Source organism: Psychrobacter sp. NPDC078409, assembly GCF_050268505.1.
In the GTDB taxonomy this organism is placed as follows: Bacteria; Pseudomonadota; Gammaproteobacteria; order Pseudomonadales; family Moraxellaceae; genus Psychrobacter.
In genome coordinates, this window is the sequence record NZ_JBNNGW010000001.1 from 253,506 (window position 1) to 269,112 (window position 15,607).

Here is a 15,607-nt window from a genome sequence, read left to right on the forward strand (position 1 = left end):
ACAACCAAACAAAAAGGACGCATATGATGCGTCCTTTTTGTTTGGTTGAGCGATGGAAAAATAGTACTAACCAACTGGTTTTACATCATCTATCCAATCGCCATAACCAGCAGCTTCCATCTGCGCCAGTGGAATAAAGCGGAGCGCTGCTGAATTCATGCAATAGCGCTTGCCTGTCGGTGCTGGACCGTCATCAAACACATGGCCCACGTGTGAGTCCGCGTAACGGCTACGAATTTCAGTACGGGTTCCAAATATTCCTCGATCTGGCTTTTCAACTACTAAGCTCGTATCCAATGGGCGAGTAAAGCTCGGCCAGCCCGTACCAGATTTATATTTATCACGCGAAGAATACAGTGGCTCACCAGATACGACGTCTACATATAATCCAGGCTCTTTGTTATCCCAATACTTATTATCAAAGGCGCGCTCAGTACCCTCTTTTTGGGTGACTTTGTACTGAATATCACTAAGAGACTTTTTTAGCGCATCTTGTGAAGGTTTTACGAATGTCTCTGGGTTAAAACCTTTACTTACTTTGCTATCTGATGTGTTATTTGACATTGCTGGCTGTGTGCTATCTGCTTCGGGCGTAAACTTACTAAAATCAAGCTCGTAGTTTTTACCATAGACACTCTCGATAAATTGATAGCGACCAGAATTGAAGGTATAAGCTTTGTAGCGTATTGGGTTCTTTTTATAATAATCTTGATGATACTCTTCAGCAGGATAAAAAGTACTAGCAGGAACAATTTCGATCACTACTGGTTTATCATAAACACCAGAAGCTTGCAGTGACTGCTTGGCCGCTTCTGCGATTTGCTTTTCTTGCGCATTATTATAAAAAATCGCTGGACGGTACTGTGTGCCGCGATCAACATACTGTCCTTTATCATCAGTAGGATCAGCGATTCTCCATAGTGCCTGTACTATGCCATTGTAAGTAATCTTCTTAGGATCATAGTACACCTGCGCTGCCTCGGTATGCCCAGTACCACCTGCTGATACCTGCTTGTAGGTTGGGTTTTCAGCGGTGCCACCCGTATAGCCAGACACCACTTCTACGACGCCAGGGATTTTTTCATAACCTGCTTCGACACACCAAAAACACCCACCGGCTACCGTGGCTACTGCCAATCCTGGCGTAGTCGGTGCATATGGGTTAGCGGCAGTTGTGTTCTTTACAGTAGAGCTGTTTTCAGTTGATGCGCAACCTGCGTAAATCGCACTACTCGCTATGATAACTAACCCTATAATTCTAGATGGTAATATGCGGTTCATAAAAATCTCCTAAGCGTAATGTCCTTTAAATATCCTAACGCTTTTGTATCACTGAAACATTCCTATACTGTTATATATTTACAGTTTATTAAGATATTTTTTAGCAACTGAGTGTAATCACAAGATAAATTAAACGGTTGTTTGATAACGATTATATATTTTAGTATGAATTAACTATGAAAATAAGACAGAAGCTTTATTATCTCAATGCATTAAAAAAGCCTATCCTCCAAAGAGTAATAGACTTTTTTATTTTAATATCACTAGCTCTATAAAAAACTATGACGCTGTTTCATTATTACTATCAGCACGTTCATCACTAGCCTGCTTAATCTTCGTTAGAATTTCCTTGATTTCAGCGGCTGATAGATAAGTTGGCACGGCATAAGTATCGCTGACCTCTTTTGCTGCTGCCTTTGCGATATCATTAAAGTCGCTAGTTTGCATACCATTGACAGTTGGATCAATATTTAGATCTGCAATCAAGTCTCTAACTTGCGCAATCAGGTTATCTGCTATCTCACTATCGCCATTAGCTGCTTGACCATTCTGTACCATACCGGTTCTTTTAGCCAATGCAGCCAGTCTCTTTTTGCTCGCTTTGCGATTGACGTCAAGTACATAAGGCAACACGATGGCGTTGGCACGACCATGAGGAATACTATAGTAAGCGCCTAACTGATGCGCGATAGCATGCACATAGCCCAGACCTGCTTTGTTAAAGGCGATCCCGCCATAATGAGCAGCGATACCCATCTCTTCTCTTGCTTTTAGATTGCCGCCGTCTTTATAAGCTAGTGGTAGATAATGCATAACAGATTTTACGGCAGAGGCTGCATAGTAATCTGTCTCTACGCTAGCATTGGCACTCATCCATGCTTCTAGTGCATGGGTCAATACATCAATACCAGTATCTGCTGTAATATGGGCTGGCATACCTTTCATAATAACTGGGTCAATCGCTGCGGCTAGCGGTACCATTCTTGGGTCGATAGACAATGCTTTTTGATGTGTTTTATCATCCGATACTACTGCGCCAAGCGTCGCTTCTGAACCCGTGCCAGCTGTCGTTGGTACGCAGTATAGCGGGGTCGCAGGCTTTCTTGCCTTAAGAATACCGATTAGCTGTTTGGGCTTGCATTTATTGCCTTGAGACATGGCTATCATTTTGGCTGCATCAATCACTGAGCCGCCGCCAATGGCTACGATAGAGTCACAATTGGCTTCTATAGACTGACGGAGCCCTTCTTCAACTACTTTAAAAGTAGGATCTGGCGTAATACCATCATAGATGTGATAACTGATATTTTTCGCATCTAGATAATCGGTAACTTTTGCAGGTATACCCAGTTTGTTGAGCACTGTATCCGTGACAATAAACACATTGGTATTGCCTTCATTGATAAGCATATCGCATAGCTCATCACAGGCAGTCTCACCGACAAAGAGCATTGGTCTTCTGATAGGTATCACATAAGACACTGCTTTTAATACCTTTGCCCGAGTCTTAGCGACAGCCAAATAACCAGCATGCTGCAAACTGTTGTTCTTTACCAATTTAGTAATACTGTTTTGTGTTTTCATGAGCACAAAAATCCTTTTTAATGATGGTTTTAACTGCAATAAAGACCGTTTTGGGCAGCCAGTTAAATATTACTAATTTATGAGCGCCAAAATGTATAAAGATACGCATCACAGCATTATAAAATGGGCAGCTCTCTAAAATTATTGTACCACTGCTTTTTTCAATATGTCGCTATTATTATGAACTGCAATGTGTCAATTTTATACCAAGCCGCTTATTTTAGTCGCTTAGTTTGATTGATCAGTCTAATTGGCTACAGTAAGTCGTTTAGACTAGTCAGTACTTGCCCTTAACAATTGCTGAGTATAAATATGTTGTGGATGATTAAAGAGATCTTCGGTACGTCCAGATTCTACGCAAGTGCCTTGTTTTAACACCATAATATGCTGACACAGTGCACGTACTACCTTGAGATCATGACTGATAAAGACATAGCTGATTTGCAGTCTTTCTTGAATTTCACGTAATAAACTAACTACTGTGACCTGTGTGGTACTGTCGAGCGCAGAGGTCGGCTCATCTAATATAAGTAAGCTTGGCTTCATAATAAGTGCGCGCGCCAGTGCCACGCGTTGACGCTGGCCACCTGACAGCTCATGAGGATAACGCTGCGCAAATGCTAAAGGCAAATGTACCGTAGCAAGGCTATCTAGCACTGCTTGCTGACGGGCGACCTTAGCTACGCCTTGTACCAGCAATCCCTCTTCCACGATTTGCATGACCGTCATACGCGGATTAATACTGGCAAATGGATCTTGAAATACCATCTGTATCTGCGAGCGGAAGTTACGTAGCGCTTTTTTGGACAATATTGAAATATCTTGATCATTGACCACTATCTGCCCATTCACACGTGCTTGGTTGCTCAGTAGTTGACTAAGCGCCAGTGCAATGGTGGTTTTACCAGAGCCAGATTCTCCAACGATACCCAATGCCTGACCTTTTTGCAGTGTCATATCGACATCTTTAACCGCATCGAACCAGCGCTTAGTACCACCAAGCAGACCTTTTTCAATTGGGAACTGTACGTTAAGACGCTTCACTTCTAATACGCTTGATTGTTTATCTACGTTATCGTCTTCTATGGTTAATGCTTGCCCAAAGTCTTGCTTGATAAGGGTACGCGTATAATCGGCCTTAGGCTGATCAAATACTACTGACGTTTTGCCCTGTTCAATCGTTTGGCCTTGACGCATAACGATAACCTCATCACTATAGCGCCTGACCAGATTGAGATCGTGACTGATTAATATCATCGCCATATTGTGCTTGCGTTTTAGATCATCTAGTAGCGCTAAAATCTCATGTTGCAAGGTAACATCGAGCGCAGTCGTTGGCTCATCAGCAATTAGAATATCAGGCTGCTGAGCCAATGCCATGGCAATCATCACTCGCTGGCGCTGACCACCTGATAGCTCATGTGGATAACGGCTCAACTTGTCAGAAGGATCTGCAATATTGACATCATTTAGCAAAGCAATGCTGGTGTCTCGCCATTGCTTCTTAGCTACGCCAACTAGACGCAACGATTCAGCGATTTGTTTGGCGACCGTATGTAACGGATTTAATGCGGTCATTGGCTCTTGAAACACCATACCGATACGCTGTCCACGAATAGCACGTAATGCGGCATTACGCGCCTTATCATTCGCTATGGGCAAGGTCGACATGCCTGTTGTACTTGCCAGCTGCACCTCACCAGTAACGGTGAGGCTGTCTGGTAACAAACCTAATAGCGCAAGACTGGCAATTGATTTACCAGACCCCGACTCACCAACGATGGCCAGAGTTCGCCCTTGTCGTAGCTCATAAGACAGCGCATCGACCAATTGGACGCCTGTAGTCGTCGTGATAGTGAGCTTATCTACGGTTAGCATAAGTTTATCTTGTGCACTATTAAGGCTTTCATCTGAAGCGTTGTGGTGCTCGGTAGCGACAATATTTTTAGTCATGTTAAGAACGCCTCGGATCAAACGCATCACGCAGCGCTTCGCCAACGAAGATAAGCAATGACAAAATAAAGGTCAAACTAAAGAATCCTGACAAAGCAAGCCAAGGTGCATCGAGGTTATTTTTACCTTGTACCATTAGCTCACCAAGAGAAGGCGAGCCAGGTGGCAAACCATATCCCAAGAAATCCAGCGCAGTTAAAGCGATAATATTAGCCGTTAGAATAAATGGCAACTGCGACAAACTAGAAGCTAACGCATTGGGTAAAATATGTCTGAGCATGATTTGGCTGTCCGAAACACCTAAATTGCGTGCAGCTCGCACATAGTCAAAGTTGCGCGCTCGCAAAAACTCTGCTCGTACCAAACCAACCAGTCCCATCCAACCGAACAGTAGCATCATGGCAAACAGCATAATAATGCTAGGACTAAACAGACTGACCAAAATAATAATCATAAATAGCTGAGGCATACCGCCCCATACTTCCATAAATCGTTGCCCTGCCAGATCTACCCAGCCGCCATAATAGCCTTGTACCGCACCGACGATGATCCCAATCAGTGCGCCCGCAAGCGTCAAGGCCAGACCAAACAGTAACGACACTCGCATACCATAAAGTATCCGTGCCAGCACATCACGCCCCATATCATCAGTACCAAGCCAGTTCTGGGCATTGGGCGCTGCTGGATAAGGCAGACCAAGCTCGACGTTGGGCGTCTGATCGGCAAACGGGATAGGCGGCATTATATAAAACCCTTGCTCATCAATCAGCAACTGCACTGCAGGATCTTTATAATTGGTTTCGGTCTCAAATACACCGCCAAACGTCGTTTCAGGATAAGCTTTTAATACTGGAAAGTAATAATCGCCTTGATACTGCACTAACAATGGTTTGTCATTGGCAATAACATTCGCGGCCATGCAGATAACAAATATCACTGCGAAGACGAACAGTGATATCACTCCAAGACGATTTTGGCGAAAGCGATTTAAACGTGCTTGCCATATAGGGTTCAAGCGTTGCTTTTTTGTGGTAGATAGCTGCTCAGGCATTGGCGCTTTATCTGGTTCGCTATTAATAATACTGCTTTTTGATGAAGATTGATTATTTGACATTAGCGGCCCTCAAAATCAATACGAGGATCAATTAAGTGATAACTCAAATCACTGATTAATTGCAGTAGCAGCCCCACTAAGGTAAAGATAAATAGCGTGCCAAATATCACTGGATAATCGCGTTGTTGAATGGCTTCAAAACCTAGCAAGCCGAGGCCATCAAGTTTAAAGATAATTTCAATCAAAAAATTACCCGCAAAGAAGATACCAACAATAGCGGCTGGAATACCTGCGATAATAATCAACATCGCATTGCGAAAAACATGTCCGTATAGCACCTGACGCTCACCTAAGCCTTTAGCGCGAGCGGTCAGTACATACTGCTTGCCCAGTTCCTCTAAAAAGCTAAATTTGGTCAAATAGGTCAAACCTGCAAAACCGCCTACAGTACTTGCCAGCAGCGGTAACGCCAAATGCCAAAAGTAATCTTTTACTTTACCAAGCGCGCTTAGCTGATCAAAATTTTCGGACGTCAGTCCCTGTAATGGAAAGATATTCCAATAGCTGCCACCCGCAAAGAACACCAGTAAAATCACTGCAAAGACAAACACAGGTATCGCATGTCCTATAGCAAGCAGCATAGCCGTGGCTTTATCAATGCCTGAGCCATGATGCATCGCTTTATAGACGCCTAGCGGAATAGCGATCAAATAGATGAGCAGCGTACTCCATAGTCCAAGCGAGATTGAAACAGGCAGTTTCTCTACAATCAGCTCGGTCACTGATTGACCTTTAAAAAACGACTCACCAAAATCCAGCCGTACATAGTTTTTTAGCATGAGCCAAAACCGCTCTGGAGCAGATTTATCAAAGCCATATTGGGCATTGATCGCAGCGACCATCTCCTCAGAGAGGCCTCGCGTGCCTTGATAAGTACTGTCGTTGCCACCTGCACTGCCCGCACCAATATTACCACCAAGCGCATTGTCTTTTGCACCCTGTTCGATAAGTGCCAGCTGCTGCTCAACAGGCCCGCCTGGTGCCGCCTGTACGATTACAAAGTTGGCAAGCAAGATCAAAAATAGTGTCGGCAATATCAGTAGTAGTCTTTTTAAGATATAACGACCCATAATGGCGACTTCCTAAGTAAAGAGAGATAACAATGACGTTCAGCAGCGAATTGCTTGTGTTAAAGAGATGCTTGAAAGCAAACTATTTGTTCAACATCTGCTTTAAAAGTTGTTTTTTAGCTCACGTAACGCTGCAAATACCGTCAATGACTTCTCATCATCGATAGGCATTTTTGATTTAACCCCTGCGATTACACTCGGCTCTTGTGTACGTAAAAACACATTTACCGCGCGCTCATGCTCTAGTGTCACTGGTAGCGTTGCCATGCCTTGCTCAGTTTGCACCTCTGCTCGTGCTAATGCTTGTTGCATCGCTTCGTTGTCAGGTTCAATAGACAGGCCAAAACGCAGATTACTCGCTGTATATTCATGCGCAGGATACAGCAGTGTCTCACTAGCCAAGCCGTTCAAACGTTTAAAGCTCTCATGCAATTGATCAATCGTACCAGTAAACACACGCCCGCAACCTGCACTAAACAACGTATCACCGCAGAAGCAGTGCTTTTGCCCATCAATATCTAAGATATAGGCCATATGGCTAGCGGTATGCCCTGACACATCCCAGACTTGCGCAGAGCAGCCCCATGCGCTTACCGTGCTACCGTCTTTGATAGTTTGGTCTTCATCGACGCCATGCTCACTATGCGCAACCAGATGAGTCATCGGATACGATTCCTGTAACTCTGCGACGCCGCCGATATGATCATGATGATGGTGAGTCGTCCAAATCGAGGTTAGCTCAAGCTCATGCGTCTCTAGATAATCAATGACCGGCTGGGCTTGACCTGGATCAATGACAATCGCCTGCTTATTATTTTCATTGATCAATGTCCAGATATAGTTATCGCTAAATGCTTTGATTGGGTGAATATGGATACTCATGTTAAATCCTTACCGGTAGTTATTTTTGTTACGTGTTATTTTGAATTATCTAGGGCGTGTTCTCAATTCAAACGAGTGTCCTCTAAATGGGCTAAAAACAGCTAAATTTTGCCAAACATCGTCAAATAGTTGGTCAATATCTCGATATTATCTGCACTATTTTCCTCGTTTGACGGCAATTTATCTCATTTTTATCACCATTTTTAAAATGAGGACACGCCCTAATCTAACTGTTATTTGATAGCAATAGCATATATTTAATAAAACAACATATATGCTCAGCTGTCCGTTGTTATCGGGTCAAACTTTATAGTAAATACTGTTTATTGTTTTAAATATTTATTGATACGCCCTTCTGCCTCTTTATCCACCCACCAGTAATCGATACCAACAGCATTGGTCGGTAGTTTTTCAGTATGGCGATACTGATCCCAGTAGGCGACATTGGTGCCAGATTTGCCGTATAGCGGTACGACATAATGCCCTGCGCGCAACAACCGATCTAGCACCTGCGTATACAGTACAATCTCGTCACGATTTTTAGCATTACCAAGGGCAGCAACGACCTTATCGACGGCGGCATTCTTGATACCAGCACTATTATGATTACCCGGCTCGTCAGCAGCAGCACTTCCCCAGAATGCCGCTTGCTCAGCACCAGGAGATAGGCTTTGAGCAAATACGTCCACGACCATATCATAGTCAAAACGGCGCATACGCTCATAATACTGTGGCCCATCGACTTGGCGCAATGTTGCCTCAAATCCCAAGCGTTTTAGATTGCGAATATAAGGCAACAAGACACGACCCATGGTCTCGCCTGTCATCAAAATCTCAATCTGAGCAAGCGACCCATCAGGTTGATATAGTTTCATGTTCTCATAATAAAACCCAGCCTCTAACAATAGCTTACGCGCTTCTAATAACCCTTGACGATTAAAGCCGTTCCCATCACTGGTAGGTAGCTGCCATTCTGCTAATGTTGCTTGGCGCTGAATCGGTTCGAGCTCAGACAATAACGGCGTCAATACCTGCATCTCTGCATCAGATGGTGTACCCGTTGCGGCAAGCTCTGAGCCATGAAAAAAGCTCTGCAAGCGCTCATATTGCCCATGAAATAAGGTTTTATTCATCCATTCAAAATCATAAGCAGCTGTCAGTGCTTGGCGAACTTTGATATCTTGAAATATTGGGCGGCGCAAATTCATCACCAATGCCTGCATCGGTACTGGATTTTGGCTGGTTATCGTCTCTTTTTGGATAAGCCCTGCTTTTACCGCGGGGAAATTATACCCAGTTACCCAGTTAGATGCTTTATTTTCGGGGCGAAAACGGTATTGACCAGATTTAAAACCTTCAAATGCAATCTCATCACTTTGATAATAAACAAACTTGATCATATCAAAGTTGTAGCGGCCACGATTGACCATCAAATCATGACCCCAATAATTGGGATCACGTATATAACTTACCGAACGTCCCGCATCGACGCGTCCCAATTTATAAGGACCACTACCCATCAATGGTGACAGACTGATTTTCTCAAAATCGGTATCAATGGAAGATTTGGCAAAAATAGGAAACTGGCCAACAGTCAGTAAAATCTCTTTGTTTTCAGCAGAGGCAAAGACAAACTTTACTTGTTGATCATTAATGATTTGAATGTCTTTGATATCACTTAGGTAACTGCGAATATACATGGGGCCTTTGTTCAATATCGCCTCAAAAGTTGCTTTCACATCGCGACTGGTCACACCAGACCCATCCCAAAAACGAGCATTAGGGTTGAGGTGATATATAATCCAGCTTGTATCATCTGGGTCATATGTCACTTTACTTGCCAGCTGCGGATACATGGTAAATGCTTCATTTAATGAGCCAGTCATCAAAGTATCATACAGATAGTCTGTGCCAATCATCGCGACGCCTGTAGTCATCCATTTGTTGGCGCTATTAAACGTACCGCGAGCATCTAGAGAAAGCGTGCCTCCTGATGGCGCTTTTGGATTGGCATAAGGTAAGTAAGGTGCATCGATGTACTCAGTGGGGCTATTGTGACCAAGCGCGGTCGTCGTGATAGGTGCAGCGATACTGCTCGGTATCCAACTGACGGTGATGGTTAGCAACATGGCTTTTAACAGGGCGTTTTTTATTATCATGACGTTATAACAAACCTCTATGCTAACCAATATAAATATCAAAACGTAAAGCCTGACAGCAAAACAGCGTTATAGCAAAATTTTATCATAACAAACTTAGGTTTTTTAACCTAATGGTTTGCCATGGATATGACTTAATGGTGATAGCATTCAGCGATATCCACGACAAACCATTATTACTACGCGCTAGCACGACCAAACTGTCTGCTTATACATATAAAAAAGGCGCAACCATGATCAGTTGCGCCTTTCTTGATTTACATTTTATATAGCAAGACTTTATACGCTAGCAGTTATTATTTTGCTTAGGCGTGCTTTTTTTCAAAGGCAATCATAAAGTCAACCAGCTGCTGTACCCATTCAAGTGGTACGGCATTGTAGATACTGGCTCGCATACCACCTACGTCACGATGACCTTTTAGATTTAACAAGCCAGCTTTTTCTGACTCTTCTAAGAATACTTTATCAAGGTTGCTGTCTGCTAAAGTAAACGGCACATTCATGATAGAACGATATTTAGAATCTACTGGATTATTATAAAAACTGCTCTCATCGATTGTCTTATAAAGTAAGTCAGCTTTTTGCTGATTGATTTTACCGATAGCAGCCACACCGCCCTGCTCTTCCAACCAATCAAACACTAGCCCAGCTAAGTACCAAGAGTACGTCGCTGGCGTGTTAGACATAGACTCTTTGTCAGCTTGATGCTCATAGTTCAGCAGCATAGGACACCATTCACTTGCCTGCCCCATCAAATCCTCACGGATAATGACAATAACCAGACCTGCAGGACCGATATTTTTCTGTGCGCCCGCGTAGATCATGCCAAATTTAGACACATCTATCGGCTGCGACAAGATACAAGATGACATATCAGCAATGATTGGTGCATCTACTTGTGGTGGCTCAAATATCTGTAGGCCATGAATTGTCTCATTGGCACAGTAATGAAAGTAAGACGCGTCTTCACTGATATTCCAATCGCTTTGCGCTGGTACGTCAGTAAAGTTATTCTCTTTACCAGTCGCAACTAGGTTAATTTCGCCCAAACCCAATGCTTCATAGCGCTTGGCTTCTTTGATCGCTTTACCTGACCATGCACCAGTCGTCAAATAGTCACCGCGTCCGCCATTTAACAGATTCAACGGAATCGCAGAAAACTGTAAGCTAGCGCCACCTTGCAAAAATAGCACTTTATAGTTATCTGGTATCTCCATAAGCGTGCGTAGCTTAGCTTCTGCTTTGTCAGTAATGGCCATATACTCTTTACTACGATGACTGACTTCCATGACCGATAGGCCGCGACCTTGCCAATCAAGCAGTTCGCTCTGTGCACGCTCTAATACGGCTGTTGGCATGGTAGCAGGTCCAGCACAAAAATTTGGCAGGCGATGCGGTGTAGTAGTTGCTGTAGACGTTGGGGTTGTAGGCATAATCACAGTCCTAGGTATGATGAAATAAAAGGATGTTTTTTATTTCAGTTTGTTGATAAAGGCATTGGTATTGATGTTAGTTTTTATACAACTCAATGAGATATCTGTTCCCACAGCTGACGTTTAGCATCACTGTCTGCGAGCATTTCTTCTAATGTCGGCACAGTGATCAGGTTGGGATGTTGAAGGCTATCAGGTAGCGCTGTTAGTGCAGCAACTTGTATCTCTTCGCTTCGGCCAATTCGAAAAATATATCCTGCAAGACTGGCATTAGCAAGCTCAGCAGTATCCATACCATCACAAATCGGGAATGATGTTGTCTCGCAAGTGATTGATAGCGCTTGAGTGATGTTTTGCCATAGTTTTTGACTGTCACTATTCAGCGCTTTGATATCAACCAATATTACCCAGTCACCATAGCGGCAACCTTGCAGGTCAAATGGTGCTACTTTTTTTAAGCTATCATCATTTATGCTGTCATCACTAGCACTCTGCGGAAAATTACTTTGCGGAAAATCACTCTGCGCGAATTGAGGTTGCTCAATATGTGCATTCGTAGAGGTTACAGCAGTTTGGTTCGATGTAGTACTTGGGATGTCATGATAGTTAGACCCAGTACTTGAACTAATAATATTTGAACTAGCAGCACTTGAACTAACAGTATTCGAATCAACGGAATCAAAACTATAAGTAACAGGGCTTTGCTCGCTAGCCGTCTGTTCAGTGGTAGCTTGCAAATCAGAATCATACTCATCGGTAACATAGTCGCTAGCATTGTAATTATTGATATCATAACCATCAGTCGGTTGATCAACTGCGTTTACAGCTTTAGCACTCACTACTTCGTTGTTGTTAGACTCAATATCAGTGGAATCAATATGTGATTGCTCAACCGAATCTGTCGCGATGTCAGCCATATTGATGGTTTCTGACTCAGGTTGTACCCACTGATTGATACCCATCATCGCTAGAATTTGGCGTTGCTGCACACGGCGCTGTAATACACTTAGTGGGTCTTGGGTATCACTCATTCGACTCTACTATCCTACTCATTTTGTTTATATCATTTATAGATATGTTTATTATTTTGGCAGCTCTCACAGAATATGCTTCACACTATTAATCAAATACTAAATACATACCCGTCAAAACAGCTGTCGAATACCGAGCCAACGCTCTGATATTGCCAGCAAACAATCGTATTCATCTTGGCTGATTATCGTATCGTGTAACATCACTGTATGCAACGTACTTAGCCATTGGTGATACTCATTATGAGTCGGCTGGTTCATTTCACTTTCATTATAATCTATTTGGCTACCATCCTGTTGCTTCTCTCGATAATTATCAACCCTCTGATCACCTACCAAGCGCTTGAGATAGTGATTGGCAGAGACAGGAACCGCAGAAATAATCGCCAATAACTGAATGCTATTCAAGTGCTGTGCGGTCAATAATAGCCACTGTAAATTAACATCGCTTACTGTCACGAGAGCAATATTAATCAAGCGCGCATGCCGTCTCAAATCTACAATATAATGCGCCACACTGTCGTTACCTTCACTCAATAACGATCGGTCATGCATTGAGATCATCTGGCCTTTGGTATCTTTTGATAGTCGATAAGCCAATAAGACAACAACTGATACTTCTGATTTACTAAGTCCTGTAAACACTTGACCCGAAGGATCTAGTTGCGCCCTTACGTCTTCCATACCAGTCTTCAGTATTTGCGGCCATAGAGACTGCGCGTCTGTATCTTGTAAAACTTCAGACAATATCGGTAGTAACTGCTGCAAATGTAACGCTTGCCATAGTGACAATATTGGCGATTTTTGATGTGCTAAAGCTAATGGGTTATTCAGAACAATTGCATGAGAGCTATCACTAGCTATATTTTTATCTGACAAATCAGAAGCTAAGCTTTTGGTTAAGTCAGATGTCAGCTGTTGGTTAAACAGCTCAAATATGCCCTGCTGATAACGCAACAACATCGTACGGCATTTCTCTTGTTTTTTATAGTACTGATGACTGTCGTGACTATGATCGTTTTTACTTTTGAGCTTTAGATCTTCAATACATAGTTCAGATAAATTCTTTTGATGCAATTGGTTTAAGGCGAGCTCAATCAAAGCGCTGTCTAAACGTCTGTCCAAACTGGCTACTACTGTCATCAGCTTAGTATCTATCCTATGCGGTAATATTTGCTCATGGGAAGTCGAGTCAGTCGCAACAGAGAAGCCATCATTCCAAATATCATTCAAACTATAAGTGGCAGTCGTTGATAATGATTGATGCTGATGACAAAGCAAGACAGCTTCGACTAATGCTAGCGCACCTAGAGGATGATGACTATGGTTGAGTATGTACTGAGGTAGTGATACCTTTTTAATATCATTAAACCCAATTAATGTGTTTTCTGGTAGGTCAGCGTCAGGTTTGGACTGCCACGGTTTTAATAGCTGATGAACGCCAACGTCTTCGGCCTGTACTTGAAGCCGCCCATCGACCACCACATCAGCTTCTACGGCAAACTCTAAACCGTCATCAATCTCTAATTCGCCATTATCTTTATTACGATTTTCGCTTATAGATTCAGCAAGAACTTTTGCGTCACTTGTCTGTTTATTGTCTCTTATATTAATCGTTGCAGCTGTTTGAGATCCAAGTAACGCCGACTGCTGCAAGTTTTTTTCTGGGAAATCTTCACTTAGGCTATTTTCTTTCGTTATTCCCCAATCACCTAAGCGGCGTTGCCTATATATTTCTTTGACCTTTTGCTGATTTATTCGCTTTTCTTTGGCGACTTGTACCGCAAACTGATGATAAGCATCCGCATTAATAGCGCTCATACGCTCAGTCAAGCTTGGATGGGTGGCAAACCATGACACATCCCCTAAGTCTGCCCCACTACTAGCAAAGAAAAAATGGCTGAGTCCGTTGATATCGGCGATGCCAGACAAACGCGAGCCGAGCGGGTCTTGATGAATGGCTTTTAAGGTTTCGATAATCGCAGGCGTACGTGTCAATTGAACACTAGTGGCATCAGCAAGTAGCTCGCGCTCACGATTAAAACTGTGCTTAATCAACTGCGCGCTTGCCATACTAGAGAAGCTTAAACCATGCAGTAGCAATGTCCAGACACTACGCGGGGCTTGACGATCTATGATAGGTGGCATTTGTACCCATTTAGACTGACGCTTAGCTGAGGACTGCTGTTGTTGTGATTGCTGCTGCCAGTAGGCGACCCATTCACTATGCGTGTTGAAATTGGCCGTTTGCGCTTCTGTGTTACGCGCTAGCATATCAACCTGTCTCTGTGATAGAGACTTTTGGGAGATACTATCGCTATCAAAGTGATTATAATTAGAGAGGCTATTAGAGATGTGATTGGATATTGGGTCACTCCAGTCATACAGTATCTGCAAGCCTGCCAATACCACCATCAGCTGTAAATTGAACGTAGCATCACCGTGCAATATATGACCATATTCATGACCAATGAGTCCATATAGCGCCTCATCAGACAGTTTATCTAGCGCACCTTGAGTAACGACGAGTACCATATCTGAGCTATGGCGACCAGCGACGAAACCATTGATACCCTGCTCGTCAGGTAGCACGTACAAAATAGGAGTTTGCAAACCTGCCGCAATGGCCAGTTGCTGTGCAATTTCATAATAGCGGCGATATACGGGCGGAAAATCGCGCTCGTCACGTACTGCTATATGACGTGAACTATAGCGAACCTTTTCTTCAGCTTCGTGTTGATGAGCGACTCCTTGACTGTGCTCCCATGCTTCTTGACTGTTATCGATAAACAGCCTAACCGCCCCTACTCGCTGAGCAATAGCGCGACCACCTGCTCGCAGGCGTCGATATTCTAAAAAACTACCACCAACGAAACTGCCTAACGTCAAGACAATGACCAGAACCAATACCCAATGATATATGCCGCCTGTAAATACTGTCAGCAGTATAGACATGACAGCCAGTCCTACAGCCATATGAGCAAGTACAATCAGGAAAAACAGTCCATAAAGTAATAGACTGCGCCGCGTACGTATCCGCTGTTCACCAAAAAAATCCATCAGATTAGGCTGCCTAGAGTTCGCCAAAATTATCTAAACC

10 protein-coding genes are annotated in these 15,607 nt (G+C 43.3%); all 10 read right to left on the reverse strand.

Annotated features, from left to right (window positions below):
* Positions 1-66: 66 nt before the first annotated feature.
* The 10 genes from msrB to ACQKC9_RS00900 all read right to left on the reverse strand — a co-directional run bounded on the left by msrB (position 67) and on the right by ACQKC9_RS00900 (position 15,594).
* Positions 67-1,281 carry a peptide-methionine (R)-S-oxide reductase MsrB gene (gene msrB, locus ACQKC9_RS00855; RefSeq protein ID WP_427620151.1) on the reverse strand — a complete coding sequence of 405 codons (1,215 nt, stop codon included), beginning with the start codon at positions 1,279-1,281 and terminating at the stop codon, positions 67-69.
* Positions 1,282-1,560: 279 nt separating this feature from the next.
* Complete coding sequence (locus ACQKC9_RS00860; protein WP_427620152.1) at positions 1,561-2,865, reverse strand: iron-containing alcohol dehydrogenase; 1,305 nt, start codon at positions 2,863-2,865, stop codon at positions 1,561-1,563.
* A 273-nt stretch (positions 2,866-3,138) separates the two neighbouring features.
* On the reverse strand, positions 3,139-4,818 hold the full coding sequence (locus tag ACQKC9_RS00865; protein WP_427620153.1) for an ABC transporter ATP-binding protein: 1,680 nt from the start codon (positions 4,816-4,818) through the stop codon (positions 3,139-3,141).
* 1 nt (position 4,819) lies between these two features.
* A complete protein-coding gene (locus ACQKC9_RS00870; protein ID WP_404692997.1) occupies positions 4,820-5,833 on the reverse strand; it encodes an ABC transporter permease in 1,014 nt (337 codons plus the stop codon).
* 98 nt (positions 5,834-5,931) lie between these two features.
* Positions 5,932-7,002, reverse strand: coding sequence for a microcin C ABC transporter permease YejB (gene yejB, locus ACQKC9_RS00875; RefSeq protein WP_427620154.1), 1,071 nt, complete (start codon positions 7,000-7,002; stop codon positions 5,932-5,934).
* A 102-nt stretch (positions 7,003-7,104) separates the two neighbouring features.
* Complete coding sequence (gene gloB, locus ACQKC9_RS00880; protein ID WP_427620155.1) at positions 7,105-7,884, reverse strand: hydroxyacylglutathione hydrolase; 780 nt, start codon at positions 7,882-7,884, stop codon at positions 7,105-7,107.
* 323 nt (positions 7,885-8,207) lie between these two features.
* On the reverse strand, positions 8,208-10,040 hold the full coding sequence (locus ACQKC9_RS00885; RefSeq protein ID WP_427620454.1) for an extracellular solute-binding protein: 1,833 nt from the start codon (positions 10,038-10,040) through the stop codon (positions 8,208-8,210).
* Between the two features lie 308 nt (positions 10,041-10,348).
* Positions 10,349-11,476, reverse strand: a complete 1,128-nt coding sequence (gene serC / locus ACQKC9_RS00890; protein ID WP_427620156.1) for a 3-phosphoserine/phosphohydroxythreonine transaminase — start codon at positions 11,474-11,476, stop codon at positions 10,349-10,351.
* Between the two features lie 92 nt (positions 11,477-11,568).
* A complete protein-coding gene (locus ACQKC9_RS00895) occupies positions 11,569-12,507 on the reverse strand; it encodes a DNA polymerase III subunit psi (protein ID WP_427620157.1) in 939 nt (312 codons plus the stop codon).
* A 114-nt stretch (positions 12,508-12,621) separates the two neighbouring features.
* Positions 12,622-15,594, reverse strand: a complete 2,973-nt coding sequence (locus tag ACQKC9_RS00900) for a M48 family metalloprotease (RefSeq protein WP_427620158.1) — start codon at positions 15,592-15,594, stop codon at positions 12,622-12,624.
* Positions 15,595-15,607 lie beyond the last annotated feature (13 nt).

Excerpts from the sequence above, each read along its gene's own strand:
- ACQKC9_RS00865 (WP_427620153.1), bottom strand. The coding sequence starts at position 4,818 with ATGACTAAAAATATTGTCGCTACCGAGCACCACAACGCTTCAGATGAA.
- yejB (WP_427620154.1), bottom strand. The coding sequence starts at position 7,002 with ATGGGTCGTTATATCTTAAAAAGACTACTACTGATATTGCCGACACTA.
- serC (WP_427620156.1), bottom strand. The coding sequence starts at position 11,476 with ATGCCTACAACCCCAACGTCTACAGCAACTACTACACCGCATCGCCTG.
- ACQKC9_RS00895 (WP_427620157.1), bottom strand. The coding sequence starts at position 12,507 with ATGAGTGATACCCAAGACCCACTAAGTGTATTACAGCGCCGTGTGCAG.
- ACQKC9_RS00860 (WP_427620152.1), bottom strand. The coding sequence starts at position 2,865 with ATGAAAACACAAAACAGTATTACTAAATTGGTAAAGAACAACAGTTTG.
- msrB (WP_427620151.1), bottom strand. The coding sequence starts at position 1,281 with ATGAACCGCATATTACCATCTAGAATTATAGGGTTAGTTATCATAGCG.
- gloB (WP_427620155.1), bottom strand. The coding sequence starts at position 7,884 with ATGAGTATCCATATTCACCCAATCAAAGCATTTAGCGATAACTATATC.